Origin of the sequence: uncultured Ellagibacter sp. (genome assembly GCF_934636505.1) — a bacterium.
In the GTDB taxonomy this organism is placed as follows: Bacteria; Actinomycetota; Coriobacteriia; order Coriobacteriales; family Eggerthellaceae; genus Ellagibacter.
Genome location: NZ_CAKUAL010000014.1, coordinates 14,268 through 38,974, shown reverse-complemented (window position 1 = coordinate 38,974; position 24,707 = coordinate 14,268). Strand labels below are relative to the sequence as shown.

Below are 24,707 nucleotides of genomic sequence, written 5' to 3'. Positions count from 1 at the left end.
ATGGTATATGGCCCCGCTCGTAAGAAAATACAGGGGACTTTGCCTCCGGGCGCAGCGACTCGGGGCGCGTTTGGCGCTGCTGCGGCGGCGTTGGAAGAGCCCCAAGGCGATAGAGCGTGCAAAAATGCTTCGGATGGTCAGAATGTTTCGGCCGAGCAGAACGCTTCGGACGAGCAGGAAGAGCCGGCTGGGCAGGAAGATTCGGTTTTAGAAGACCCAAGGAAAGAAGGTGACCAGAGTGAATAACAACCCTACGCCCTGCGGCGCCCTGTTTGACGTGATGAAAAAGCACGCCAGCATCAGCTACAAAGAGCTCGCGGGCCTTATTCTGTCGAATCGCCCTCTTTCGGATGGCCGCAGCCCCATAAGTCGCGTCGGCGACAGAACGTGGATCTCGCGCTTCATCGTGCATGCGCCGGCCGGCTCGCTGCAGGAGCGTTATTTCTGCGACTATGGCGTGGCGGCGCTTCGCGTCATGGCGCGCCTTCGTTCTCGCACCAATCGTCCCATGCAGGGCCGTGATGTGCTTATCATGCTTCGCGACCAGGGAATTCCCGAAATGGCGGCAGCTCTTTCGCGCATTGGCGAAGATGCGAGCGTCTTGCGCAACGTGTTCGACCGCTTGGTGTGCGGGTCGGGCTATTCCGAAGATGAGCGGGCCGACGTGGCCATGGTGCTGTTCATCTCGGCCGGTTGCATGGGAAGCGCTCGCAAGGCGGCCGCGTTTGCGCTCGAGTATGCGCAAACCTCGCACGGTGGCAGACTCGCGGCCACGCCAGCCATTATGATGCGCGACGATGGCGCCGAAGACGTGCGTGAAATAGAGCCGCTTCCTTTGTCGCTCGGCCTTCTTCGCGTCGTCGATGGCTACGTGAAGGGCTCGCCCCACTGGGTCGATCCCGGCAGCAAAGAGATTGAAATTGGCGCGCTTGCCTTGGGCGATGGCGATATCGCCGACGTGGGAGCGGGCGCTTCGGCCCACCACGCGCGTCTCGTGCGTGAAGGCGCGGCGTGGTTTGTGCGCGACCTTGGGTCCACGAACGGCACGGAAATCGTGAGCGGCGCCACGGGCGAGCGCGCGGTTGTGCACGAAGGCGCGATGTCGCGGCTGAGCGCGGGCGACCGCCTTGTGCTCGGGGACGATACGGTGTTCATCGTCATCGAGGGCGTGCCAGGGGCGTAAAGCGAATAAACAGAGGGATGCTGCGTCTGGCGCCTTATGGCTGCTTCAGCCCTTTCTTGTGCAACCTTCGCGCAGGTGGGGCGGCGCGTGGCTTGAAGCGTGCGCGTTTGGGCTATACTTTGGCGATATGTTTCTATTGCCTCTCGCGATGCGCGCGGGGCTCAAAGCCACCGAAGGCGGCGCGCCGCGCGTCGCAGTCACTTGAAGGAGTGCCAGGCCATGCTTGATATTCGCTATGTTCGCGATAACCAGGAAGCCGTTGCCCAGGCAATGGCGAACCGCAATTTCCCGTGGGATGCCGAGCTGTTCGCATCGCTCGATGAGCAGCGTCGCGAGGCTATTTCCGCCGAGGAAAGCCTGCAGGCCGAGCGCAATGCCGCTTCTAAGGAAATCGGCAAGCTCATGGGCGCTGGCAAAAAGGAAGAGGCCGAAGCTGCCAAGGAACAGGTTCGCCAGATCAACGAAAAGCTCGCCGAGGCAAGCGCCAAGCGCGAAGAAGTCGACGCCAAGCTCAATGACATTTTGGTGGGTTCGCCGAACATTCCGTGCGACGCCACTCCGGTGGGCAAAGACGAAAGCGAAAACCCCGAGCGCCGTCGCTGGGGCACGCCGCGCGAGTTCGATTTCGATTTCAAGCCCCATTGGGATCTTGGCACCGACCTGGACATTCTCGATTTCGATCGTGGCAATAAGCTTTCGGGCAGCCGTTTCACGGTGCTCGGCGGCGCAGGCGCTCGTCTCGAGCGTGCGCTCATCAACTACTTCCTCGATACGCACACGTCCCGCGGTTTCAAAGAGTGGTGGCCGCCTATCGTCGTGAAGCGTCAGACCATGTTCGGCACGGGCCAGCTTCCCAAATTCGAAGACGACGCATATCACGTTTCCGGCGACAACTTCCTTATTCCTACCGCCGAAGTCGTGCTTACCAACCTGCATGCGGGCGAAGTGCTCGATGCTGCCGATTTGCCGAAATGGTACACCGCGTTCACGCCCTGCTTCCGCGAAGAGGCTGGCTCGGCTGGCCGCGACACGCGCGGCATCATTCGCCAGCACCAGTTCGACAAGGTCGAGATGGTGAAGTTCGCCACGCCCGAAGATTCCGATGCCCAGCTCGAGAGCATGACCGCTGAAGCCGAATACCTGCTGCAGCAGCTCGAGCTGCCCTACCGCGTTATTTCTCTGTGCACGGGCGACCTGGGCTTTTCCGCACGCCAGACCTACGACGTCGAGGTGTGGCTGCCCAGCTACAACGCATACAAAGAGATTTCCAGCTGCTCGAACTGCGGAGACTTCCAGGCGCGTCGCGCGAACATCAAGTATCGCGACCCCGCGAACTTCAAGGGCACGCGCTACGTTCACACGCTGAACGGATCCGGCCTGCCTGCGGGCCGCACGATGGCTGCCATTTTGGAGAACTACCAGCAGGCCGACGGCTCCATCAAGGTGCCTGACGTGCTCGTTCCCTACATGGGCGGCATGGAATACATCAAGGCTGAAGCGTAAAAACGCAAAGGCGCACGAATGACCGAACCTCTTCGCGACGATACACGGGGCGCTGCGGCGCCCCCACCGCCCCCTCCGCCGAAATACGCGCCGGAGTCGTCGAATCCTGCGCCCGATGAGGAACTCCAGCAGGAAAGCGGAAGCGCGCGGGGCTCAGCTGCATCGCGGGCGAAGCTCAAGGGCAAGGGAAAGGCTCACGGCGGCAAACGCGTGGTTACCGCCTCTACGGTCGTGGCCCTGGTTGCCGCATGCATCGTTGTTGCCGCCTTGATTTTCGCGTTGTGGGCGATCGGTTTTGCGCAGAAGTCTCCCCTCGACACCCGTCTGGGCGATGCGTCGTCGCAAAATTCGTCGAGCGCGCGTTCGTCTTCGTCTGACGATGCCGCGAAAAACGACGAGTCGAAGCGAGCGACGGCCGATGTACAGCAGGCTCTCAATGCGCTTGCCGCCGACGAGGATAGCCAGTTCCTCGATTGCGTACAGGAATTCGTGGACGCATACGATTCCGTCGTTGACGAGAGGAGCTACTCGCTCGCCGATTTGGATATCGACGCCTCCGATTTGGCTCCGCGTTTGCGCTCGGAGTTTGAATGCAAGGTCGTCCAAGCTGACGTATACAACGGCATGGCTTGGGTCGACGTCGATGTGACCTCGAAAAACATAGCGAGCGCGGTTGATTCGTTCGCTCGTGAGGTGGCGGGCGATGCCTTGTCGTATGACGACGAGGATGCTTATCGCGCACATTTGAAAGAAGCGCTGCTCGATTCAATCGACAAGCAAAAGCCGCGCACGGTGCGCGTGCTGCTTACGCTCGAGCAGGGCGATGATGGGTGGCAGGTTTCGCAAAGCGACGTGGAATCGCTGCTCGGTTCGGCATGGGGTTCATAGTGAAATTCAAGAAAGGGCTGCAGTAGGAATGGTCAAGTCTCGTTCGAACGACTCTCATGCGCACCCTTCCGTGCGCCAGTCTGTTCCGCAGCCTGCAAAAGAATTTCTTGAACCAGCCGATTCGTTTGACCTGGGGGACGACGCCTCCAGCGCCGAGGCGGCTGCGGGAGAGTGGCTTGGCCGCAAGGCCGCGGCGAAATCGCGCAAGAAAAAATCGCTGAAAGAAAAAACCGCCCGTGGGTCGGCTGCGACTGCGGCGACGAAGGAACCGGCGCCTGCGCAGAAAGTTCCTGTCGCGCAGGAAACGCCGTTTTCGCCGAGTGTGGCCGAGTCGGGCCGTGCCGGCGCGTCGGCCTCGTCTGGCGCAGATGCCCCCTCGAATTCCGCATTGGATGAGACGTGCTCCCCTGATGCGGGCTCGTCGTCGCGCAATCGCCCCTCGCGTAGGGGAGCGGTGGCAAAGCCCCACTCTTCGGCGCACCGCAACCGCATTCTTAAAATCGTCGCCGTATGCTTTGCGGCAGTGCTTGTCGCATGCGCTGCCGTGGCCGCATTCTGGGCATGGGATACGTGGCTTCGTTTTGACGATTCGGCCGATATCCAGGGCGAATGGCTTACCGCCAACGGCACCGCGCTCGTGGTTATCGATGCCGAAGCAATCCATATGCCCGATTCGGTCGATTTCAAATACACCCTGGATACGAAGAGCAAAACGATTTCTTATACGTTCGTTGATCTTACGGGCGGCGGCTCATACGAGTTCTCGCGAGACCGCGCGACGCTTACTATCACGGAGTCCGATGGGTCCCAAACGGTGTTCCAGAAATACTCCGACTCAACCGATGGGGAGCCTCGCGTGCTTTCGGCTGATGAAGCGGCGGCTCTAATGAATGCTGGCCAAGGCCAAGAAGGGAATGCTGGCCAAGGCCAAGAAGGCGCCACTGCTCAGAATTCTGGCGATTCGAGCGAAGCCTCGGGTGAAGCATCGGCTGAAGCTTCTGGTGAAGCAGCTGGCGATTCAGCCGCGCAAACCGAAACGACCGATGAATCGGCATCCTCTGCGTCTTCGGCTCCTGCGTTAGATGAAGAGGAAAGCGCCAAAATCGCCGAAGCGCTTAACTCGAGCTCGGGCGATTTGTCTCCCGGATCGAATGCCGTGCAACCTGGCGCGATGGGCGCGGCTGCAGGAGCGTAGCCTTGTTTTCCCAACGAAAACCGTTTGAACCAACTCAAGCGCCGCCGGCTTTTCAGTGGGCGTGCCGAATTGTGGCTATCGAGGTTCTGCCCGACCGCATGGTTGCTCATGTGGAAGTATCCGATGAGCGATTCTGCTTTGCCACGCCGGCGCTTATCGCCGACCTTTTGCCGCGCTTCCCGAATATCCTGTCGCACACGTGCGTGAATGAGCGTGGCGAAACGTTTATGAGCGTGGCTGCAAACACGTCGATTCCCCATGTGCTTGAGCATTTGGTTATTGACGAGCAGGCTCGGCTTGATGAATCACCGAGCAAGGTGGTGTTTGTCGGCAAAACCGCGTGGTCGAATCGCTCCGAGCACAAAGCGTGCGTGGAGGTGAGTTATGCCGACGAGCATGTTGCTCGCCAGGCGCTCGCCGTCGCGCAGCGCGAGCTGAACGACGCCTTGCTCGCGCGAGCTCGTTAGGCGGGCGTTCCGGCACCGGCGCTTTATGCGCATCGCCTGGCACGATTCCCGATCGTTTCGAGCAAGCCCGGAAATCGCCCGAGGCTCTTGCGCTCGCGGCGGGCATGGGTCGCCGGCAGCTCTGCGCATCGTGCGAATGCTCGTTTTCGGCGCTTCGGTCTTTCGCTTCAACATAACGGCAACGCTCGCGTTCGTGCGGGCGTTTTCTCTTATAATGACCCCAATAACGATAGCAACGTCGTTGCGTGGCGGCGGCGCGTACTCGAGGAGGCAAATATGAACAACAAACTCGGTATGTTCCTGGCGGGCGGATTGATCGGCGCGGGAGTCGCATTGTTCTACGCTCCTCGCACGGGCGTTGAGACGCGCGCGATGGTGGCCGATAGGGCCCAGGCAATGTGGGGCCAGGCTCAGGGCTTGGGCGCACAGGTTGCGGTTGATGCTCAGCAGTTCTACGGCAATGCCGCTCAAAATGCCCAGCAGGCCTACGGCGCCGCAGCCGCAAACGCGCAGGCCGCCTACACGAACGTCGCCGCTTCTGCCCAGCAGGCGTACACCAATGTCGCTCAGGGCGCCCAGCAGGCGTATGCAACCGCGTCCGACCGCGGCAAACAGGCTGCCGATGCTATCGCCCAGGGCGCTCAGGTCGTTGCGGGCCGCGCGCATGAGGCGGCCGAGGGCGTGAAGCCCGTATTCGCCGAAAAGAACGACGAGCTGCGCGCGAAGATCGACGCCGCCCGCGAGCGCATTGCCGCCCAGGTGGCGAAAAACGCCGAGCAAGCATCCGCGAATGCCGAGCAGGTCGCAGACGAGCTTCAGGCAGAAGCCGCTGTTGAGCAGGCCGTCGAGCAAGTCGAAGAGGCCGCAGAAGAAGAGCAGAAGGCAGAATAACGCCGCAGCTACAGGTACAGCACAATGAAGGGTCGGCCTTGCGCCGGCCCTTTTCGCGAACGGAAGGGAAGCCGACATGGCTCGTAAGAAGCTGGTGACAAGCCACGATATTCGAAAGCTCCGCGTTGTGGGCGGCAAGAAGGGAACGAAGCGCATCGGCAAGGTGAAATCGTGCGTGTTCCACCCGACCGAGCGACGCTGCATTGGCTTTATAGTGAAGCGTCCCGATTTGCTGTGGATGTTCCACCGCAAAGACATTTTCGTGGCGCTCGACGGGTTCGACTTCGTTGACGGTCGCCCCCGCATCAAGCCTGATGCGCCCACTTCGGGCCATGCGATATGTCGAGCCATGGGGCTCGATTGGGATAAGTGCGTTCTGTGGGAAGGCCTGCCGATCATGACCGCCGACGAAACGGCGGTCGGCTTCGTGAGCAACATCACGTTCGATATCGAAACGGGCCAGGTTGAAGCCGTAGAGGCGAGCAACGGCGCTACGGCGAAGCTTCTTCTGGGAACGCTTGAGGTGCCGGCGAGCTGTATTGCGGGCTTTAAGCATGGCATGGGCGCCGATTTGGCCGTGAAGGAAGATTCGCGCGAAGCGGGCGAAGGGGTCGTGTTCAAGGGCGCGATTTTGGTTTCCGACGACGTGTGGGAACTTTCTCCCGAAGGCGGTTGGGCCGAGGCGGCTGGCAAATTCACGGCGAAGGCTGGAGCTCGCGCGCGGGAAACGGCCGCTGCCGCCAAGGAGGCGGCTGATGCTGCAAAGCCCAAGGTTGAGGCCGCGACGGCTGCTGCGGGCGCGGCGGTGAAAGAGGGCGCCGAAGGCGTTGGCCGCCAAGTGAGCGCGACTAAAGACGCGTTTGGCGCATTCAAGGAAGAGTTCAACAAGGCTGCTGCGGGCGAAGAGACCGAAGTGGGCGAAGAGGTCGCCGAACGCGAATCGAAAACCAAGGGCATGTTTGCCGCCTTCAAAGAAGAATTCGATAAGGCCAAGGCCGGCGACGAGGACCTCGAGGAAGACGTCGACGAAGAGTACGACGAAGAGTACGACGACGAGGGCGAGGCGCTTGTCGAGGCGGCCGACGACGAGGGCGAATACGAAGAGCCCGATGACGACGGGTACGATGACGATGACGATGACGAAGACGATGACGAAGATGCCGACGAGGAGCCTTCTCGCAAAGAACCCGGCATAGGAGGCATGTTCGCTGCGTTCAAGAGCGAATTCGACAAGGCGGCGAAGGGCGAGTAGCCCAGTCGAACAGGTTTTGTTCTGGCGACATTCGTCTTAATCCGTATCGATTGTTACGGCAACCTAACGAAATTACGGCAAGACGGTGGCATTCGGGTTTTTCGCCTGGCGCCACCGTCTTTTGCGTCACAATGGCGTCAATGCGTTTGGGTGAGGCGCTTTGATGAAACTAGGTGAACCAGATGGCGATGGATTCGTCGGGCATGACCGGCAAGATTGCTCTGAAAAAAGAAGAGTTTCAAGAAAAGCGCGAGGAGCTTCAGGAAAAGCGCGAAGAGCATCGCGAGAAATACGAAGCGAAAAAGGAAGCCTTTAACGAAAAGTACGAAGTTCCCGTTTCCGAGCGCCCTTCTCTTGCCCGCCTGACCAAGGCCGATATTTTCAAATTGGTAGGCCTGGGATTGTTCTTCGTGCTCATGGCGGGCGTGTGCGTGCTTATCGCGCCGTGGGTTTCTGAACTTTCCGAGCCTGACGGTTTGCAGCGCGTGCTTGAAGATGTGCGCAACGCGGGCGTCGGCGGCGTGTTTATTTTGCTCGCCTTCCAGTTTCTGCAAATCGTGGTGGCGTTCATTCCCGGCGAAGTCGTGCAAATCGCGGCCGGCATGATGTATGGCCCATGGATTGGCGCCCTCGTCGTAATTGTGGGCGCCGTGATTTCGAGCGCCTTCATTTTCGCAATCGTGCATAAGCTCGGCGCGCCGTTCGTTCGCGCGATGATTCCCGAGAAGTGGATGAACAAGCTTGAACGCTTCGAGAATTCTGAAAAGCTCGATGTTATGGTGTTCATCCTGTTCCTCATTCCTGGTTTGCCGAAAGACGTGTTCACCTACCTGGTTCCGCTTACGAATATGAGCATGCGCAACTTTGTGGTGCTCGCGAATGTCGGGCGCATCCCCGGCGTGCTCATTAGCACGCTTGGCGCCGATAGACTTATCGAAGGAGATTACGGCCAAAGCGCCATTCTGTTCGGCATCGCGGCGGTTATCGGAATTCTTGCGATTTGGCAGCACGACCGCATTCTGCATATCGCGGCAAAGCTTGGGCTTTCCAAAAAGAAGGGCACTGAGCAGGAGAAATAAACGAATTCGGAAGATGCGTGGCGCGGTGTGCCGCGCACGGCCGGACTGCTACACTTGACGGGCTGGGTTATCCGGCCCGTTTTTCGTTTTTGAAGAGGAGTGCGCGTCATGCGTTTGATTTCATGGAATGTGAATGGCCTGCGAGCTGCGGTGAAGAAGGGTTTCGAGGACTCAGTGCTCGATTTGGACGCCGATGCGATTTGCCTTCAAGAGACGAAATTGCAAGAGGGTCAGATCGATCTAGATCTTCCTGGCTACCTGCAGTTTTGGAGCTATGCCGAGAAGAAGGGTTATTCAGGCACCGCGATTTTTACGCGCCGCGAGCCGCTGCGCGCGCTTCATGGTCTGGGCGTGCCCGAGCTTGATACCGAAGGGCGCATTGTGGCGTTGGAGTTCCCCGAGTTTTGGCTCGTTGATGTCTATACGCCGAACGCGCAAGATGGCTTGGCCCGCATAGACCATCGCATGGCCTGGGATGATGCGTTTCGTGATTTCTGCAAGGGGCTTGAGGCCGGCGTGATTCCTGCGGGCGTGCCTGTGCAAGCTCAGGCGGCAGGCGAGGGGCATGTGTGCGTCGCCGAGCTTCCGCGAACGGGGGTCGGTGAAGTCGCGCATCCGAAGCCCGTTGTCATGTGCGGCGACTTCAATGTGGCGCATGAGGAAATCGACTTGAAGAATCCCAAGACGAACCGCGGCAATGCGGGCTTTTCCGATGAGGAGCGCGGTAAATTCACCGATTTGCTCGATGCGGGGTTTGTGGATACGTTCCGCACGCTGCATCCCGATTTGGAAGGCGCGTATTCGTGGTGGAGCTATCGCTTCAATGCGCGCAAGAACAATGCGGGTTGGCGCATTGACTACTTCTTGGTGAGCGAGGCCCTGCGAGCTTCGGTTGAAAATGCTGCAATCCACAACGAGATTTTTGGCAGCGATCACTGCCCTGTGTCGCTCGATTTGAGGCTGTAGAAAAAATTTTCAAAAGAGGGCTTGACCGCGATTTTGAAACTCGTATAATAATTACCCGCTGGTTCGACAACAGCCAGTTAAATGGGCGGTTAGCTCAGGGGGAGAGCACTACCTTGACACGGTAGGGGTCACAAGTTCAAATCTTGTATCGCCCACCATGAATCCAAGAGCCAGGCAAAGCGCCTGGCTCTTTTGCGGCTTATAGGACAAATAATGTGTCTGATTTTGGGCGTTTGCGCAGGCCAGCGCCCATTTTTTATGGGAAAAGTCATCCGAATCGACTTTCCCGCTCGGACAAAAAGTGTGTCTGGTTATTGACGTTTTCCCAGGTCGCATGAGGAAATTCACGGCAAAAAGTCATCGATTTCGGGAGGATGCCGTGGATAATATGACATGCCCGTCCTGCGGAGGGCCCATGAAGCGGAACGGGAGGGCCCCGTCGGGTTCCCAGAGATGGCGCTGCCGGTCGCGCGGCGCCAGCGCCACGCATTCAAACGACGTGGCGGCCAGGGAGCTCGCGGCCTTCGTCGGCTGGCTGCTCTCGCGCGGGAGGCAGGCCGATATGCCGGGGCGCGGCCGAACCTTCAGGCGGAGGGCCGCCCTCTTCTGGCCGATATGGCCGATGCCGGAGGTGGTGGACGAGGTCTTCCGCGTCGTCTACGTCGACGGCATCTGGATCGCGCGCGACTGCGTGGTGCTCATAGCCTGCAGCGACGAGCACGTGCTGTCGTGGCACCTCGCGCGCGCCGAGACGACCGCCGCGTGGCGCTCGCTGCTCTCCCGCATCGCCCCGCCCGACATGGTGGTCACCGACGGCGGCAGCGGCTTCGCCTCGGCGGTCGCGGCCGAATGGCCGAGGACGAGGGTCCAGAGATGCGTGTTCCACGCGTTCTGCCAGGTCAAGAGGCATACGACGTCGAGGCCCAAGCTGCAGGCGGGCGTCGAGCTCTACGCGCTGGCCAAGGAATTGCTGCATATAGAGACGCTCCAGCAGGCCGATTGGTGGGCCGAGAGGTTCATGCAGTGGTGCGAGTTCTGGTCCGACTTCCTCGAGCAGAAAAGCCTGGTCGAAGGCCGTATGGCCTACACTCACCGCAGGCTGCGCGAGGCGAGGTCGGGGCTCGTCCGGCTCGTCAACGCGGGCACGCTGTTCGCGTACCTCGACCCGGCGCTGTGCGCCGAGGGGCCGATGCCCGCCACCAACAACAGGATCGAAGGGGGCGTGAACTCCCAGCTCCGCGAGGTCCTGAGGAGCCACCGCGGCCTCGCGAGGCTCAAGCGCGTCAAGGCCGTGTTCTGGTGGTGCTACCTGCATGTCGAATGCCCGAAGACGATGGCGGACACGCTGCGCGAGATGCCCACCGACGCCGACGTCGACCTGCTGAGGGAGCGCTACGGCATGAGGGCCGAGGACGCCTCCCGTCCAGAGAAATGGGGAGAGGGCCTCGTATGGGAGGAGCTCCACCACAAGACGAGATACCCGTTCCGGAATGAATGAATAATAGGCCCAGACACACTTTTTGTCCTATAGGCCTCTTTTGCTATTCGAGGTAGTAAACCCCACAAGCTTGAGCGGCCTGATATGGGCTTGGACATCCTAGGCGCCGCTTTCCTATTAGCCACCCACCCCATCGAGTCTTGACTCTTCCAGCATATCGGAGGAGCCAACGATATCGGAGAGAATCCTGGCAGATGAGATTGCCCGAGCATTCCTTTGCCCAGATCGGGAACATAGCTCGCGAAAGTCTTTCGAGACCGTTTAGTACACGTTGAATGCCGAGTCCTGGCACGAAAACCGAGGTATCCCACGAAGAATGCTCGATCTGCAACCACTTGCAGAAAGAGCAATCCTGCTACCTGGGGTTTCTTGTCGATAGAATCCGCCAATCCACGGCGAACCGCCAAACTGAAGCATTTCCAGTGGGATACCTCGGTTTTCGCGCCAGAATCTCCCCTTGTTGTTGCACTTTTTTAGGTGGGCCTCAATGTCGCAACGACATTACAAAGAAAGAGGCTAGGAAAGGCTACCTCAGTAGCGGTAAGGGAAAGTAGCGAGACGCACTATCCCCCGACGCTTATCGCACCCTAAGAAGCCTTCAGGAACCCGTAGGGCACCCAAGACCTTATGGCAAGGACCAATCTGGGTTCGCGTATAGCTAAACCTTTTCCCGAAGAGCAAGCTTAAAACTGCGGAACGGAGACATCTTCGAATAGAGCTACTTACCGAAAATAAAAACGACCCAGTCGGGTGACTGGGTCGTTTGAGTTTCTGGAGCGGACAACGGGGTTCGAACCCGCGACCCCCACCTTGGCAAGGTGGTGCTCTACCAGCTGAGCCATGTCCGCATATGTTCGCTTCGCTTTCGCGAGACGATTGTCAAAAATTGGAGGCGACGCCCGGATTCGAACCGGGGGTGAAGGCTTTGCAGGCCTCTGCCTTACCACTTGGCCACGTCGCCATCCTGGCGTCTGTCATTTTAAGGGCTGATCAAACATTCGCTTGACCAGCCCATTCATGACAATGGAGCGGACAACGGGGTTCGAACCCGCGACCCCCACCTTGGCAAGGTGGTGCTCTACCAGCTGAGCCATGTCCGCGTCGCGAGGTAGTATATTACGCCTTTCTACCTCATTGCGCAACCCCTAATCTCATATTTTTTAAGATTAAGGGGAGACACTCCTTATCGAGCAATCGATCCCTGAGGATAAACGACCATCAGCACGAGAAGAGACACAATGAAAATAATCGCGAAGATGATCGTGATGCGATCAAGGTTCTTCTCGACGATGCTCGTACCCGTCTGCGTGGAGTACACCGAGCTGGCAATCATATCGGAGATGCCGGTGCCCTTGCCAGAATGCAGCAAGATGAAGATGATCAAGCCAATGCCGGAGATGACCAGCAGAATCAGCATGAGGATGAGCAATGGATTCAAAACGTTACTCTTTTCGTTACTCGGTTACTACCTGTTGCGCATCGTACGCAACCATACGCAAGTTATAGATTATACGGGAAACGACATAACGAGACAAGGGCTTCCTCCGTCAAATCCTGACCGAGGGAGCCCCCTACACGAATCGTCCGCAAAATCCGTCAACAAATCAGGCAAGCAGGCTCTTTCCCGTCATCTCAGGGGGAACGTCTACGCCCATTGCCACCAGCATCGTCGGGGCGATATCGCAAAGCGCACCCTCCTCACCCGAAAGGCGAAGCCCGCGCCCTGAGAAATCAGCCAGCGCGAAGGGAACCGGCGCCGTAGTATGGGCGGTATGGGGAGAACCGTCCTCGGCGAGCATCTTGTCGGCATTACCATGGTCGGCGGTGACAAACGCCGCCCCTCCCGCACGTTCCACTGCAGCGAGAACCCGCTCAACGCCAGCGTCGACCGCCTCGACGGCAGCGACCGCCGCAGGAATGACTCCCGTATGCCCTACCATGTCGCAGTTCGCAAAGTTCACGATGTACACGTCAGCCTCGCCCGCATCGATCGCCTGCGCCAAGTCGCGCGCGACCTCGGGCTCGCTCATCTCGGGCTGCAGATCGTAGGTGGCAACCTTGGGGCTGGCGACAAGCTGGCGCTCCTCCCCCGACTTGGGCTCCTCACGACCGCCGTTCAAAAAGAACGTGACGTGCGCATACTTCTCGGTCTCCGCGATATGGTATTGGCGAAGGCCCCGCGCCGCAAGCACGTCGGCCAAAACGTTGTCGGGGAACTCCTTCGGGAACGCCACCGGAGCAGGGATATCGGGGTCGTATTCGGTCAGGCAAACGAAGTTCACCTGCGGGAACACAGGCCGCTCGAACCCATCGAACGCGGGGTCGACGAACGCTCGCGTCAGCTCTCGCGCACGATCGGGCCTGAAATTGAAGAAGATGACGCCGTCTCCGTCGCGGACTCCACGTGAATCAAGCGCGCGCGGAACCACGAACTCGTCGGTGACGCCTTCCGCATACGAATCCGCCACCACGTCGCACGCCCCGCAGTCGACAGAAGGCGTCGCGCGCACGATTGCCTCCCACGCTTTCTGCACGCGGTCCCAGCGCTTGTCGCGATCCATCGCGTAATAGCGCCCGGAAACCGACGCGATGCGGACCTTGCTCCCCCAGCCCTTCGAGACGATGAGCTGCTCGAGCTCGGCAACATAGCCCTCGCCGCTCGAAGGCGGCACGTCGCGCCCGTCGAGGAAACAGTGAACGCGGATATCCTCAAGCCCGCGCGAGACCGCATGTTCGAGAATCGCGAAGAGATGCTCGTTGCTCGAATGCACGCCGCCATCGGAGAGCAGCCCCATGACGTGCAGCGCACGGCCCGGCGCCCGAGACGCATCGAGGCATGCGTTGATGATCTCGTTCTCGTCGATGGACCCCGTGCGGCATGCGCGGTTGATGCGCGTAAGCTCCTGATGAACGACGCGGCCGGCACCGATGTTCAAGTGCCCGACCTCGGAGTTGCCCATCTGGCCCTCGGGCAGGCCGACCGCCTCGCCCGACGCTTGCAGGCGCGTGCACTCGCCCGCGAACAACTTATCGAGAAACGGCGTATGCGCGAGCGAGATGGCGTTGCCGGGACCTGCGGGCGCAAGCCCGAAGCCGTCCATGATAACAAGGCATACGGGAAGCGCGAGGCCTTCGCGCGCAAACGAATCGAGAACGCTCATTACCGCATGACCGCCTTCACAAGCTGGATGAAGGAGTCGCACTTGAGACTCGCGCCGCCGATAAGCCCGCCGTCGATGTCGGGCTCGGCCACGAGCGCGTCGACGTTGCCGGGGTTCATCGAGCCACCGTAGAGAATGCGCATGGCCTGTGCCGTTTCCTCGCCAAAGAGCACGGCAAGCTGGGCACGGATGGCCGCGCACACCTCTTCTGCCTGCTCGGGCGTCGCGGTACGGCCGGTGCCGATGGCCCAGATGGGCTCGTAGGCGACGACGCACTTCGCGGCGTCTTCGGCATCAACGCCCGCGAACGCAGCCTTCACCTGAGCACAGACGTACTCGTTCGTCGTGCCCTCGTCGCGCACGGCGAGCGACTCGCCCACGCATACGATCGGCTTCAATCGTCCGCCCAAAAGCGCGCGCACCTTCTTGTTCACGTCCTCGTTCGTCTCGCCGAAAAGCCCGCGGCGCTCCGAATGCCCAACGATGCAATAGTCGCAGCCGCACTCGCGGATCATGGGAACGGACACCTCGCCGGTAAACGCGCCGGCTTTCTCCCAGTACACGTTCTGCGCGCCGACGAAGATCTTCGTCTTGTCGAACTCGAGCACCGTCTTCACCGGCTTCAAGTCGACAAACGGCGGGCAGATGACGACGTCGACCTTGTCCTCCCAGTCCTTCCACCAGTTGTTGGAAATCTCCTGGGTGAGCACGACTGCCTCACCGATGGCGTTGTTCATCTTCCAGTTGCCGGCCATCATGGGTTTTCTTGCCATGGCTAGTCCTTTCCGCGAAAAAGAACGGGGAGACGAAAGCACGCCATGCGCGCCTTGCCGCCTCCCCTCTTTGCATACCGCCAGTTTAACGCAGCGCCTCGACACCGGGAAGCGCTTCTCCCTGCACGAGTTCCATACTTGCGCCGCCGCCAGTCGAGATGAAGGTCATCTGGTCGGCAAGGTTGAACTTGTTGACCGCAGCGACCGAGTCGCCGCCGCCGATGACCGTGTCGGCCTCCTTGTTGGCGGCCACCGCGAGCGCCACTGCCTTCGTGCCCGCCGCGAACGCGTCCATCTCGAACACGCCCATGGGGCCGTTCCAGAACACCGTCTGCGCGTCGGCGATGGCATCAGCATAGAGCTTGGCTGTTTCGGGTCCGACATCGAGGCCCATCATGTCGGCAGGAATGGCATCAACCGAGCAGGTGAGCGTATTCGCATCCTCAGCGAACTTGTCGGCGCACACGACATCGACGGGAAGGAGCAGCTTGCAGCCGCGAGCGGCCGCCTTCTCCATCATCTCGCCGGCGCGGGCAACCCACTCGTCTTCCTTAAGCGAGGTGCCGACCTGCTTGCCTTCCGCCAAAAGGAACGTGAAGCACATGCCACCGCCGATGACGAGCGTCTCGCACTTGTCGATGAGCGCGTCGATGACCTTGATCTTATCGGAGACCTTCGAGCCGCCGAGGATGGCGACGAAGGGGCGTTTCGGGTTCTCGAGCATGCCCGTGAGCGTGGACACCTCGCGCTGCATGAGGTAGCCCGCATACGCCGGAAGCAGCGCCGCGACGCCGGCCGTGGAGGCATGCGCGCGATGGGCGGTGCCGAACGCGTCGTTGACGTAGGCGTCGCCGAGCTTGGCAAGCTCCTCGCAAAACGCCGGGTCATTCTTCTTCTCGCGCTTGTCGAAGCGCAGGTTCTCGAGCAGGAGCACATCCCCCTCGCGAAGCGCCGCCGCCTTCGTTTGCGCGTCCTCGCCCACCGTGTCGCTCGCGAACGCGACCGGCTTGCCGAGAAGCTCTGCCAGGCGCAGGGCAGCTGGGCGCAGCGAGAACTTCTCCTCGAAGCCCTCGCCCGACGGACGGCCGAGATGGCTCATGAGGATGACGCGCGCGCCGTCGCCGACAAGCTTCTCGATGGTCGGCAGCGCCGCCTTGATGCGCGTGTCGTCGGTCACGACGCCGTTGGACACGGGAACGTTGAAATCGACGCGCACGAGCACGCGCTTGCCGCGCGCATCGAGATCGTCGATTGTCTTGATTGATGCCATTGAATCTCCTATTTCAAGAAAGAAACGGGCGGCAAGAAGCCGCCCGATCATGCGTGATTTCGATTACAGAAGAATCTTCACCAGGTCCTTCACGCGGTTCGAGTAGCCCCACTCGTTGTCATACCAAGACACGACCTTCACGAGGTTGGACTTGCCGCCCATGACCATGGTAAGCCCGCTGTCGAAGATGGAGGAATGGTTGTTGCCCACGATGTCGATGGAAACGATCGGGTCCTCGGTGTATTCGAGGATGCCGGCAAGCTCACCCTCGGCGGCCTTCTTCATCGCAGCGTTGATTTCCTCTGCCGTGACCTCACGATCGAGCTCAACGGTCAGGTCGACCATCGACCCGTCGGGGGTCGGGACGCGCGTGGCGAAGCCGTCGAGCTTGCCCTTGAGCTCGGGAAGCACGAGGGCGACTGCGCGGGCGGCACCCGTGGTGGTCGGAATCATCGACATGGCTGCAGCGCGAGCGCGGCGCAGGTCCTTATGCGGAAGGTCGAGGATCTTCTGGTCGTTGGTGTAGGAATGGATGGTATTCATGTAGCCGCGCTTGATGCCGAAGTTCTCCATGAGAACCTTCGCGACCGGCGCGAGGCAGTTGGTCGTGCAGGAAGCGTTGGAGATGATGTTATGCTTCTCGGCGTCGTACTCGCCGTCGTTCACACCCATGACGATGGTGGCGTCCTCGCCCTTCGCGGGGCACGTGATGACGACCTTCTTCGCGCCGGCCTTGATGTGGGCGCTTGCGAGCTCGCCGGTCTTGAAGATGCCCGTGGACTCAACGACGACTTCCACGCCCAGCTCGCCCCAGGGAAGGTTGTTGGGGTCGCGCTCGGAAAGAACCTTCACGGCATAGCCGTCGGCCACGAAGCCCTCTTCGGTGACCTCAACCGTGTCGAAGGCACGTCCATGAACGGAATCGTACTTGAGCAGATGCGCCATCGTGGGGATGTCGCCCAAGTCGTTCACGGCGACAACCTCGATCGCGGGATCTTTCACCATCGCGCGGAACGCCAGGCGTCCGATGCGACCGAAACCGTTGATGCCTACCTTGATTGCCATGCAAATCTCCTTTCGAAGGATTACTTTCCTTGACGCACAGAGTCAGTCTAGCCGACCTTGCGCGAATGGATGCCGTCTTCGGGCGAATTGCCTGCGGAGCCGCTACCCTTTTCGGTTTGCGGCTTCGCGCGCAAGCTGCTCGATGCGCCGAATGCGATGATAGACCGCCGATTTGGAAAGCGGCGGGTTCGCGCGCTCGCCGAGCTCCTTGATGCTCGCGTCGGGGAAGCTCACGCGCAGGCGGATGAATTCCTGCAGCGCGGGCGGCAGGTTCTCCATGCCGTGCGCCTCGAGCACCGTGCGGATGGCGAAGAGCTGGTCGACCGCCGCGGACGACGACTTCGCCTGGTTCGCGATCTCGGCGTTCGTCATGCGGTTCACGTCGTTGCGCACGCTTTTCACGACGCGCTCCTGTTCGAGGCGCAGCGCGCACTGGTGGGCGCCGACGAACGCGAGGAACTCAAGGATTGCGTTTCCCGACTTCAGATACACCATATACGAGCTGCGGCGCTGCATGATGCGCGCCTTGATCCCCTTGTCGGCGAGCAGGGCCACAAGCCCCTCGGCAAGGGATTCGGACTCGACCGTGATCTCGAAGTGGAAATCGCCGCGCGGGTTCGCGATGAAGCCGCTGCCAAGAAACGCGCCGCGCACGTAGGCGGCGGCACAGCACTGCTTAGCCACGATGTCGGGGCGAATGCCCACTTCCAAACCGCCCTCCTCAGTGATGACGCCCAGATCGAGCAGCGATTTCGGCAGATGGGGCTGCGCGGGCACCTCGATCAGGTAGTTCGGCGTCTTATGAAGCACGCTGCGGCGCACGGTGAGCTCGGTGCGAAGCTGGTAGATGCCGTGCAAAAGCTTGATCACGAGGCGCGCAACGCTCGGCACATCCGTGGCGATTTCGACGCGATAGCGACCAGGGCCGGAGACGAACAGCGTGCCCTCGATACGCACGAGCGCGGCGAGCGTCGCCTTCCCGCAATGCGAGCACTCGGGCAGAACGCGCGCGAGCTCGTCTTTTACTTCCGCCGTGAACGACATAGTTTGAGCACCCCCCAAAGCGCTTCTCGGAAAGCCTCCGGATCATGCCAAGTCGGACGCTTGTGGTCAACCAGATCGCGAACGATAACGCGCGGGCCTTGCGCCTGGATGGCCATGACGTCGTCGTAGGTGACCGCGACCGAGTGGATGCCAGCGGACTCCTGGGGGTCAGCCGCCGAGGAGGCGAAGGCGCTCTGGTCAGGCGAAAGCGGCTGCGACGAATGCACGAGCACGTAATCGAGAAGACCACGCATGCCGTGGTCGAGCAGCGCCTCGACGTGCTCGCGGGCGCTCAGATGGAGCGTCTCGCCCTGTACGTCGGCCAGACCGCAGACGAACACCGTCGTGCCCTTCGATTCGCGGATTGCCTCGACAACGCCCGGCACAAGCAGGTTCGGGATGATGGACGTGAACAGCGAGCCGGGGCCGAGCACGATAAGGTCAGCCGCGCGGATGGCATCGAGCGCTGGAGCGTAGGGTTCGATCGCGCCTTGGCCTCGAAGAATGACGCGCGAGAGCGCGATATCGGAATGGCATGCGACCGCCTGGCCCTCGAGCAGTTCGCCGCCGCGCGTCTTCGCAGCGAGCGTGACGTGGGTCAGCGTCGAAGGGTACACATGCCCCCGCGCGTCGAGCATATGCTCGCACACGGAAATGGCCTCGGGGAACGACCCGCACGCGTCCTCGAGCGCGACCAGCATCAAGTTCCCGAGGGAATGGTTGTTCGCGATAGGGAAACGGTACTTGAACGCGCGGGTGAGAGGGTCTTTCGGGTCGGCCGCCATCGCAAGGATGCATTTGCGCACGTCGCCCGGGGGCGTCACGTCCGCCTCCTCTCGCAAAAGGCCGGTCGAGCCGCCGTCGTCAGCCATGGCCACCACGGCGCTCGTTTCCACGCCGAGCGAGAGCAGGGTTCGGATGGACACCGGCGCACCCGTACCGCCGCCGATGACGACGGCGCTAAGTTTGTCGCCGCGGGGAGCACGAGCCGCGCGGGGCAAAGGCAAATCGCGCAACGCCGCGAAAGCCGCGGTCGCCGAGGGGTCCTGGATGAAGGGACGCTTCTTCTTCATACAACCTACTCCTGGGCGGCGCGGGGCGCGAGCTTCAGGTCGCGGTGGGCAACTGATACGCGGTAGCCGTTCGATTTGAGGTAATCGCCCGTCGATTCGGCGATGGCAACGCTTCGATGCTGCCCGCCCGTGCAGCCGATGGCGATGGCGAGCTGCTGCTTGCCTTCGGCGACGTATCCAGGCATGACGCAGTCGAGCAGCGCGCGCCAGCGCTTCACGAACTCGACCGTTTCCTCGCGATACATCACGAAATCGCGAACAGGAGCATCGAGACCTGTGAGGAAGCGCAGGTCGGGATCGTAATAAGGGTTCGGAAGGAAGCGTACGTCCATGACGAGGTCGGCGTCGGTGGGGGCGCCGTGCTTGAAGCCGAACGAGTACACCGTGACCGCCAGGCCGCGACGCTCGTTTCCGCGGGCGAAGATTGAGCGGATGGTTTCGCGCAGCTGCTGCGGGAGCATGTCGGTGGTGTCGACGACATGATGCGCCATTTCGCGCAGGTCGTAGAGCATCTGGCGCTCGCGCTCGATGCCCTGCGCGATGGTGGTGCCGTCCGTGCACAGCGGGTGGCGGCGGCGCGAGGACTTGTAGCGGGCGACGAGCTTGTCGTCCGCAGCATCAAGGAACAGCACGCACACGTCGATTCCCTCGCGCTCGAGCTTCTCGACCTCGCCCTTCAGATTGGGGAAGAAATCGCGGTTGCGCGCGTCGCACACCACAGCGAGGCGTCGGCTCGCATCGGGCTGGCCGGGCATGCCCTTGAGCGCAAGCAGGTTTCCAATAAGGCTCGCTGGCAGGTTGTCGACGCAGAAGAAGCCCAGGTCCTCGAAGACATGCATCGCCTCGGTGCGCCCGGCACCGCTCATGCCCGTGACGATGACGATCTCGGGCATGTCCTCAAGCGCAATCGTATCCTTCTCGGAAGCCCTCTCGGCGCCGTCCTCGTACTCGTCTTCGGGAATCTCCTCGCGTTTCTCATGCTGTGCATCCATGGTGTGCAACCCCCTACTCGCCGCCAACGACCAGTTCATCTTTTCGCTCGCTATTATACTGCTCGATCACCTTGTGGAGCTCCTCGGCGACCTCGTCGGGCACCACATGGGCCTCCTTGATCTCCGCCAAGCTCGCCGCCTTCAGGTTCTTGAAGGATTTGAAATGCTTGAGCAGGGCCTTCTTGCGAACGGGACCCAAACCCGCGACCTCGTCTAATATGCTTGCCGTCATGCCCTTGCCGCGCAGCTCGCGGTGGAAGGTGATAGCGAACCGATGGGCTTCGTCGCGCACCTGCTTCACGAGGTAGAGCGACGCCGACCCCGAGGGCAAAACGACCGGACCCGTGTCTTGCCAGGGAACGAAGAGCTCCTCGTCGCGCTTCGCTAAGCCGCACAGGGCGATGTCGTCGATCCCCATCTGGTCGAACATCTCCATGACGGCCGACAGCTGCGGCTTGCCGCCGTCGAGGATGATGAGGTCGGGCTTGCTGCCGAAGCGCTCGTCGGCCATACGCTCGGCGCAGTAGCGGCGGCTCATCACCTCCTGCATCGAGAGGAAGTCGTTCGCCTCGTCGAGCGGCGTCTTTATCTTGAAGCGGCGGTACTGGTTCTTGTCGGGCTTGCCGCCCGTGAACACAACCATCGACGCGACCGTATAGGACCCGTGAATCGTCGAGATGTCGAAGCACTCGATGCGCATGGGCGGCGCGTCGAGCGCAAGCGCGCTCTCGAGCTGCAGCAGCGCATCGTTCACGCGCTTGTCCTCGTAGTTCGTGCGCACCTTGTAGCGCATGAGCGTGTGCTTCGCGTTCATCTCCGCCATGTCGACAAGCGCCGCCTTCTCCCCCTTCTGCGGAGCTGTGAAGCGCACTTTCGCCCCGTGCGCGCTCGCGAGCTTCTCGGTGAGCCACGTCTCCATCGACTCTTCGTCCTCGGGCAGCTCCCGTACGATGACCTCGTGGGGAATGGAAGTGGTCGTGTCGTAGTAGCGCAACAGGAAGTTGTGGAGAAGGTCCTGGTCGGGAACGTCGCGCCCGCGGTTCAAGACGAACTCGTTGGAGTTGATGATGCGCCCCTCGCGGATGACGAGCACGTGCGCGCCCGCGACCGTCTCCTCGCGAAAAAGGCCCACGACGTCGGCGTTCAGGTTATGGGCGGACGCCGCATGCTGCTTGTCGGTGAGCGAGTTGATGGTGTCGATGCGCGCCTTGATTCGGGCGGCGCGCTCGAAGTCAAGCTCGGCGGCCGCGTCAGCCATCTCGGCTGAGAGCTCGTCGAGGAACTCCCGGTGCTGTCCTGCGAGGAATCGCTCGATGCGGCGCACGTTCGCGGCGTACTCCTCGGGAGTGATGCGCCCGCAGCATGCGCCAGGGCCTAAGCCCACATGGCAGTCGAAGCAGGGATGCACGTCGGATTTCATCATCGCAAGCGGGTCGTTCTCAAGGCGGCGCGAGAGATTCCGCCAATCGGCGCACGACGTCGCACACAGGGGCACGACACGCCGCGCAATGTCGACCATGCGACGAGCCGCGCGCGAATCAGTGTAGGGTCCGAAGTAGCGCGTGTCGGGCTTGTGCTTCTCGCGCGTGTACTTGATGGAAGGGAACACGTCGCCTTTCGTGAGCGCGATGAACGGGTAGGACTTGTCGTCCTTGAAGTCGGCGTTGAAGAACGGGGCGTATTGGTTGATCAGGTTCTTCTCAAGGACGAGCGACTCGTGTTCGTTGCCGACGACGATGTACTCGAACGAGTCAATCTGATCGACGAGCAGCGGGATCTTCGCGCGGTCGTCCTGGAAGTTCACGTACTGGCGCATGCGGGCGCGCAGCTGCTTCGCCTTGCCCACGTAGATGACCTGGCCGTCCTTGTCCTTCCAGAGGTACACGCCGGGCAAGGTCGGCACAGCATCGAGGCCGCGCTTGATGCGCGCGATCTTCTCCGCTTGGGTTTCTTTCACGTTGTTCTCTTCCATACCACGAAGTGTAGCAAATGCGCCAGGCGGCATGCGCCCGCCTGGCTTTTCGCTACACACTCAGCGTTTCCCTAGGCGTCGACCGCATCGAGCTTCGCCCGAAACGAGATGGCGCGCGGCGTGTCGAGCGAGTCGAAATGCACGATGTAGGCGCGCTTATCCTCGTCGAGGCGCTCGACGACGCCCCGCCCGAACGCCTTGTGGAGCACGCAGTCGCCCGGCGAGAAGCGCGCGTCGGCCGCCATGCCAGCCATCCATTTGTCGCTTGCGGCGTACGCTGCCCGCGCGCAGGATAGCTCCTCGTCGCTCGGCTTGTTCGAGAACTGCAGAGCGCCCTGGTCGATGTCAAGCAAGAAGCGCGACGGGTGGCGCGGCGAGCCTTCATGCGAGAAGCCTGCCGCCTCGGAAAGATAGAGCCCGTCCCGTGCTCGGGTCACCGCGACGAACGCGAGCCTGCGCTCCTCTTCCATTCCCTCGATCGTTTTCGTCTTGCGCGACGGGAGCACCCCCTCGGAAAGCGAGCATAAAAAGACGTGCGGGAACTCCAAGCCCTTAGCGGCATGGATGGTCATGAGGCGCACCTTGTCCTGAGCTTCGTCAAGCGCATCGGCATTGGTGAGCAGCGCCACATGGGAAAGGTAGTGCTCGAGCGTCACCTCCTCCCCGCAGTTGCTCTCGAACTCGTAGATCGATTGCTTGAGCTCTGCCACGTTGTCGAGCCGTTCCTGGCTTCCCTCCGTGCGAAGCGCCTCTTCGTAGCCGCTTTCGTTGATGAGCGCCGCGAGCACCTCCGACACCGGCCTGCCCTCGAACGATGCGCGAAACTTGCGGACGAGCGCCACGAGCTGCTTCGCCTTGGTGCGCTTGAATATCTCGTCGTCGATCGTCTGCTCGAGCGCCTGGAAAAGCGAGCACGCGTGCGCTTCGGCGTAGTCCTCGAGAAACGCCATGCGGCGCTGCCCGAGATTGCGCTTGGGAACGTTTGCCACGCGCACGAAGGAAAGATCATCCTGGTACGCGACAAGCCGCAGGTAAGCGAGGGAGTCCTTGATTTCCTTGCGGCCGTAGAACGGCACGCCCGAATACACCGCGTGCGGGATCTCGGCCTTTAGGAACGCCTCTTCCACCGGTCGCGATGCGTAGTGCGCACGATAGAGCACCGCCGTATCGCGATAGCGTATGCCCCCATCATGGAGCGCACGCACCCCTTCGGCAATCCATTTCGCCTCGTCTTCGGAAGTTTTCGCGTGATGCCACACCGTAGGCCCGTGCCGGGTGCGACATGCGCGCAGGTCCTTCGGGATGCGTTGGCGGTTCTTCTCGATAAGCGAGTTTGCCACCGCGATGACCTCGGGGGTCGAGCGGTAGTTCTCAAGCATCATGATGGTGCACGTCCCCGGGAACGCCTGGTCGAAATCGAGAAGGAAGCGCACGTCAGCGCCGCGCCAGGTGTAGATGGTCTGGTCGGGGTCGCCCACCACGAACAGGTTTTTGTGGTAGCCGACAAGCACGCTCATAAGCTCGTACTGCAACGCGTCGATGTCCTGGAACTCATCGACCATGACGTATTCCAGGCGCTTCTGCCATTTCAGCCGAATATCAGGATGCTGATCGAAGATGAAGAGCACGACGACAATAAGGTCGTTGTAGTCGAAGGCGAAGCACTTCTTCTCCTGGTATAGATATCCGTAGAAGATGATGTCGCGCACGTCAGTTGCCTGCTCGTACTTTTCGCGCAGAGAGGCGAGCGGCATGGCAAGCAGGTCGCGGTAGTAATCGGGCCGATCCTTGAGCTTCATAATTTCGATCATGTCGCGCGCGCGACCGAACGTCATATCGCGCAGCGTGAGCCCCCGCTCGTCGTAGATGGTTTGAAGCATCTGATCGATGTCGGCGTTATCGAGCACGAGAAAGCTCTTCGGGTATTGAACGGCGTGCGAATCCTCTTGCAGCACCGAGACGCAGAAGCCGTGGAAGGTGTTGATGAAGCCCGTGTCGTTGTCGCCCGTGAGCGCGCGGATGCGGTGGCGCATCTCGTTCGCGGCCTTGTTGGTGAATGTGACGCACAGGATATTTCCCGGCATGATGCCGAGGTCGTTTACCAAGTATGCGAAGCGCTCCGTAAGGGCGCGCGTCTTGCCCGTTCCCGCGCCGGCGATGACGCGCACGTAGCCCTCCGTCGTAGTAACGGCCTCAAGCTGGGCCGCATTGAGGCTTGGGGGCGCATCGCCAGGAAGCGCTGCCCGTGCGCGCGCATCGCTGACGTCGTCCGCCTCCGCGTCGAGGCCCGAGCCGCGGCCCACCAGTTCCCCACCAAGCCGCGAGGAGAGCATATATGTCATATCCTTGTGGTCCATGCGGACAGTCTAACAGATACGAACATATGTTCCAAGTACTACCCAGCAAATTGTACGAAATATGGCGATGCGAGCCCT

21 protein-coding genes and 4 tRNA genes are annotated in these 24,707 nt (G+C 61.0%); 12 read left to right on the top strand and 13 right to left on the bottom strand.

Features of this window, described 5'->3' with window-relative positions:
* The 12 genes from Q0G18_RS03210 to Q0G18_RS03155 form a co-directional block, all read left to right on the top strand.
* Positions 1 to 246, top strand: a 246-nt coding sequence (locus Q0G18_RS03210; RefSeq protein ID WP_297149418.1) for a hypothetical protein, incomplete at its 5' end; no start/stop codon positions are given.
* On the top strand, positions 230 to 1,183 hold the full coding sequence (locus tag Q0G18_RS03205; RefSeq protein ID WP_297149416.1) for an FHA domain-containing protein: 954 nt from the start codon (positions 230 to 232) through the stop codon (positions 1,181 to 1,183). The genes Q0G18_RS03210 and Q0G18_RS03205, both read left to right, overlap by 17 nt.
* Positions 1,184 to 1,402: 219 nt before the next feature.
* On the top strand, positions 1,403 to 2,686 hold the full coding sequence (serS, locus tag Q0G18_RS03200) for a serine--tRNA ligase (RefSeq protein ID WP_297149414.1): 1,284 nt from the start codon (positions 1,403 to 1,405) through the stop codon (positions 2,684 to 2,686).
* A gap of 18 nt (positions 2,687 to 2,704) precedes the next feature.
* Positions 2,705 to 3,574 carry a hypothetical protein gene (locus Q0G18_RS03195; RefSeq protein WP_294377640.1) on the top strand — a complete coding sequence of 290 codons (870 nt, stop codon included), beginning with the start codon at positions 2,705 to 2,707 and terminating at the stop codon, positions 3,572 to 3,574.
* Positions 3,575 to 3,602: 28 nt separating this feature from the next.
* The gene (locus Q0G18_RS03190) at positions 3,603 to 4,769 is read left to right on the top strand and encodes a hypothetical protein (protein WP_297149413.1); all 1,167 of its coding nucleotides are present in this window, start codon (positions 3,603 to 3,605) and stop codon (positions 4,767 to 4,769) included.
* A gap of 71 nt (positions 4,770 to 4,840) precedes the next feature.
* Complete coding sequence (locus Q0G18_RS03185) at positions 4,841 to 5,236, top strand: hypothetical protein (RefSeq protein ID WP_297149412.1); 396 nt, start codon at positions 4,841 to 4,843, stop codon at positions 5,234 to 5,236.
* A gap of 276 nt (positions 5,237 to 5,512) precedes the next feature.
* Positions 5,513 to 6,127 carry a YtxH domain-containing protein gene (locus tag Q0G18_RS03180; RefSeq protein WP_297149410.1) on the top strand — a complete coding sequence of 205 codons (615 nt, stop codon included), beginning with the start codon at positions 5,513 to 5,515 and terminating at the stop codon, positions 6,125 to 6,127.
* Positions 6,128 to 6,203: 76 nt separating this feature from the next.
* A complete protein-coding gene (locus Q0G18_RS03175; RefSeq protein ID WP_297149408.1) occupies positions 6,204 to 7,379 on the top strand; it encodes a PRC-barrel domain-containing protein in 1,176 nt (391 codons plus the stop codon).
* Positions 7,380 to 7,561: 182 nt separating this feature from the next.
* On the top strand, positions 7,562 to 8,458 hold the full coding sequence (locus tag Q0G18_RS03170; protein ID WP_297149406.1) for a VTT domain-containing protein: 897 nt from the start codon (positions 7,562 to 7,564) through the stop codon (positions 8,456 to 8,458).
* Positions 8,459 to 8,566: 108 nt separating this feature from the next.
* Entirely contained in the window at positions 8,567 to 9,424 is an 858-nt protein-coding gene (locus tag Q0G18_RS03165) for an exodeoxyribonuclease III (protein ID WP_297149404.1), read from the top strand.
* An 83-nt stretch (positions 9,425 to 9,507) separates the two neighbouring features.
* A tRNA-Val gene (locus Q0G18_RS03160) sits at positions 9,508 to 9,582 on the top strand.
* Positions 9,583 to 9,803: 221 nt separating this feature from the next.
* Entirely contained in the window at positions 9,804 to 10,922 is a 1,119-nt protein-coding gene (locus Q0G18_RS03155) for an IS1249 family transposase (protein ID WP_297149421.1), read from the top strand.
* Positions 10,923 to 11,694: 772 nt separating this feature from the next.
* Here the strand turns inward: Q0G18_RS03155 and Q0G18_RS03150 are convergent.
* From Q0G18_RS03150 to Q0G18_RS03090, 13 genes are all read right to left on the bottom strand, one after another.
* Positions 11,695 to 11,770: transfer RNA gene (locus tag Q0G18_RS03150), tRNA-Gly, on the bottom strand.
* 39 nt (positions 11,771 to 11,809) lie between these two features.
* Positions 11,810 to 11,883: transfer RNA gene (locus tag Q0G18_RS03145), tRNA-Cys, on the bottom strand.
* A 63-nt stretch (positions 11,884 to 11,946) separates the two neighbouring features.
* A tRNA-Gly gene (locus tag Q0G18_RS03140) sits at positions 11,947 to 12,022 on the bottom strand.
* An 83-nt stretch (positions 12,023 to 12,105) separates the two neighbouring features.
* Complete coding sequence (secG, locus tag Q0G18_RS03135; RefSeq protein WP_296058731.1) at positions 12,106 to 12,360, bottom strand: preprotein translocase subunit SecG; 255 nt, start codon at positions 12,358 to 12,360, stop codon at positions 12,106 to 12,108.
* Positions 12,361 to 12,526: 166 nt separating this feature from the next.
* On the bottom strand, positions 12,527 to 14,083 hold the full coding sequence (gpmI, locus tag Q0G18_RS03130; protein WP_297149401.1) for a 2,3-bisphosphoglycerate-independent phosphoglycerate mutase: 1,557 nt from the start codon (positions 14,081 to 14,083) through the stop codon (positions 12,527 to 12,529).
* Positions 14,083 to 14,856, bottom strand: coding sequence for a triose-phosphate isomerase (gene tpiA / locus Q0G18_RS03125; RefSeq protein WP_297149400.1), 774 nt, complete (start codon positions 14,854 to 14,856; stop codon positions 14,083 to 14,085). The genes gpmI and tpiA overlap by 1 nt, the downstream gene beginning before the upstream one ends.
* 85 nt (positions 14,857 to 14,941) lie before the next feature.
* A complete protein-coding gene (locus Q0G18_RS03120; protein ID WP_297149398.1) occupies positions 14,942 to 16,126 on the bottom strand; it encodes a phosphoglycerate kinase in 1,185 nt (394 codons plus the stop codon).
* Positions 16,127 to 16,189: 63 nt separating this feature from the next.
* Entirely contained in the window at positions 16,190 to 17,191 is a 1,002-nt protein-coding gene (gene gap, locus Q0G18_RS03115; protein WP_297149396.1) for a type I glyceraldehyde-3-phosphate dehydrogenase, read from the bottom strand.
* A gap of 102 nt (positions 17,192 to 17,293) precedes the next feature.
* Entirely contained in the window at positions 17,294 to 18,235 is a 942-nt protein-coding gene (whiA, locus tag Q0G18_RS03110) for a DNA-binding protein WhiA (RefSeq protein WP_296058719.1), read from the bottom strand.
* Complete coding sequence (locus Q0G18_RS03105) at positions 18,214 to 19,308, bottom strand: gluconeogenesis factor YvcK family protein (protein ID WP_297149393.1); 1,095 nt, start codon at positions 19,306 to 19,308, stop codon at positions 18,214 to 18,216. Before Q0G18_RS03105 ends, whiA begins: the two co-directional genes overlap by 22 nt.
* A gap of 5 nt (positions 19,309 to 19,313) precedes the next feature.
* The gene (gene rapZ / locus Q0G18_RS03100) at positions 19,314 to 20,201 is read right to left on the bottom strand and encodes an RNase adapter RapZ (RefSeq protein WP_170264546.1); all 888 of its coding nucleotides are present in this window, start codon (positions 20,199 to 20,201) and stop codon (positions 19,314 to 19,316) included.
* A gap of 112 nt (positions 20,202 to 20,313) precedes the next feature.
* Positions 20,314 to 22,257, bottom strand: coding sequence for an excinuclease ABC subunit UvrC (gene uvrC, locus Q0G18_RS03095; protein ID WP_297149392.1), 1,944 nt, complete (start codon positions 22,255 to 22,257; stop codon positions 20,314 to 20,316).
* Between the two features lie 86 nt (positions 22,258 to 22,343).
* Entirely contained in the window at positions 22,344 to 24,614 is a 2,271-nt protein-coding gene (locus tag Q0G18_RS03090; protein WP_297149391.1) for an ATP-dependent helicase, read from the bottom strand.
* Between the last annotated feature and the right edge of the window lie 93 nt (positions 24,615 to 24,707).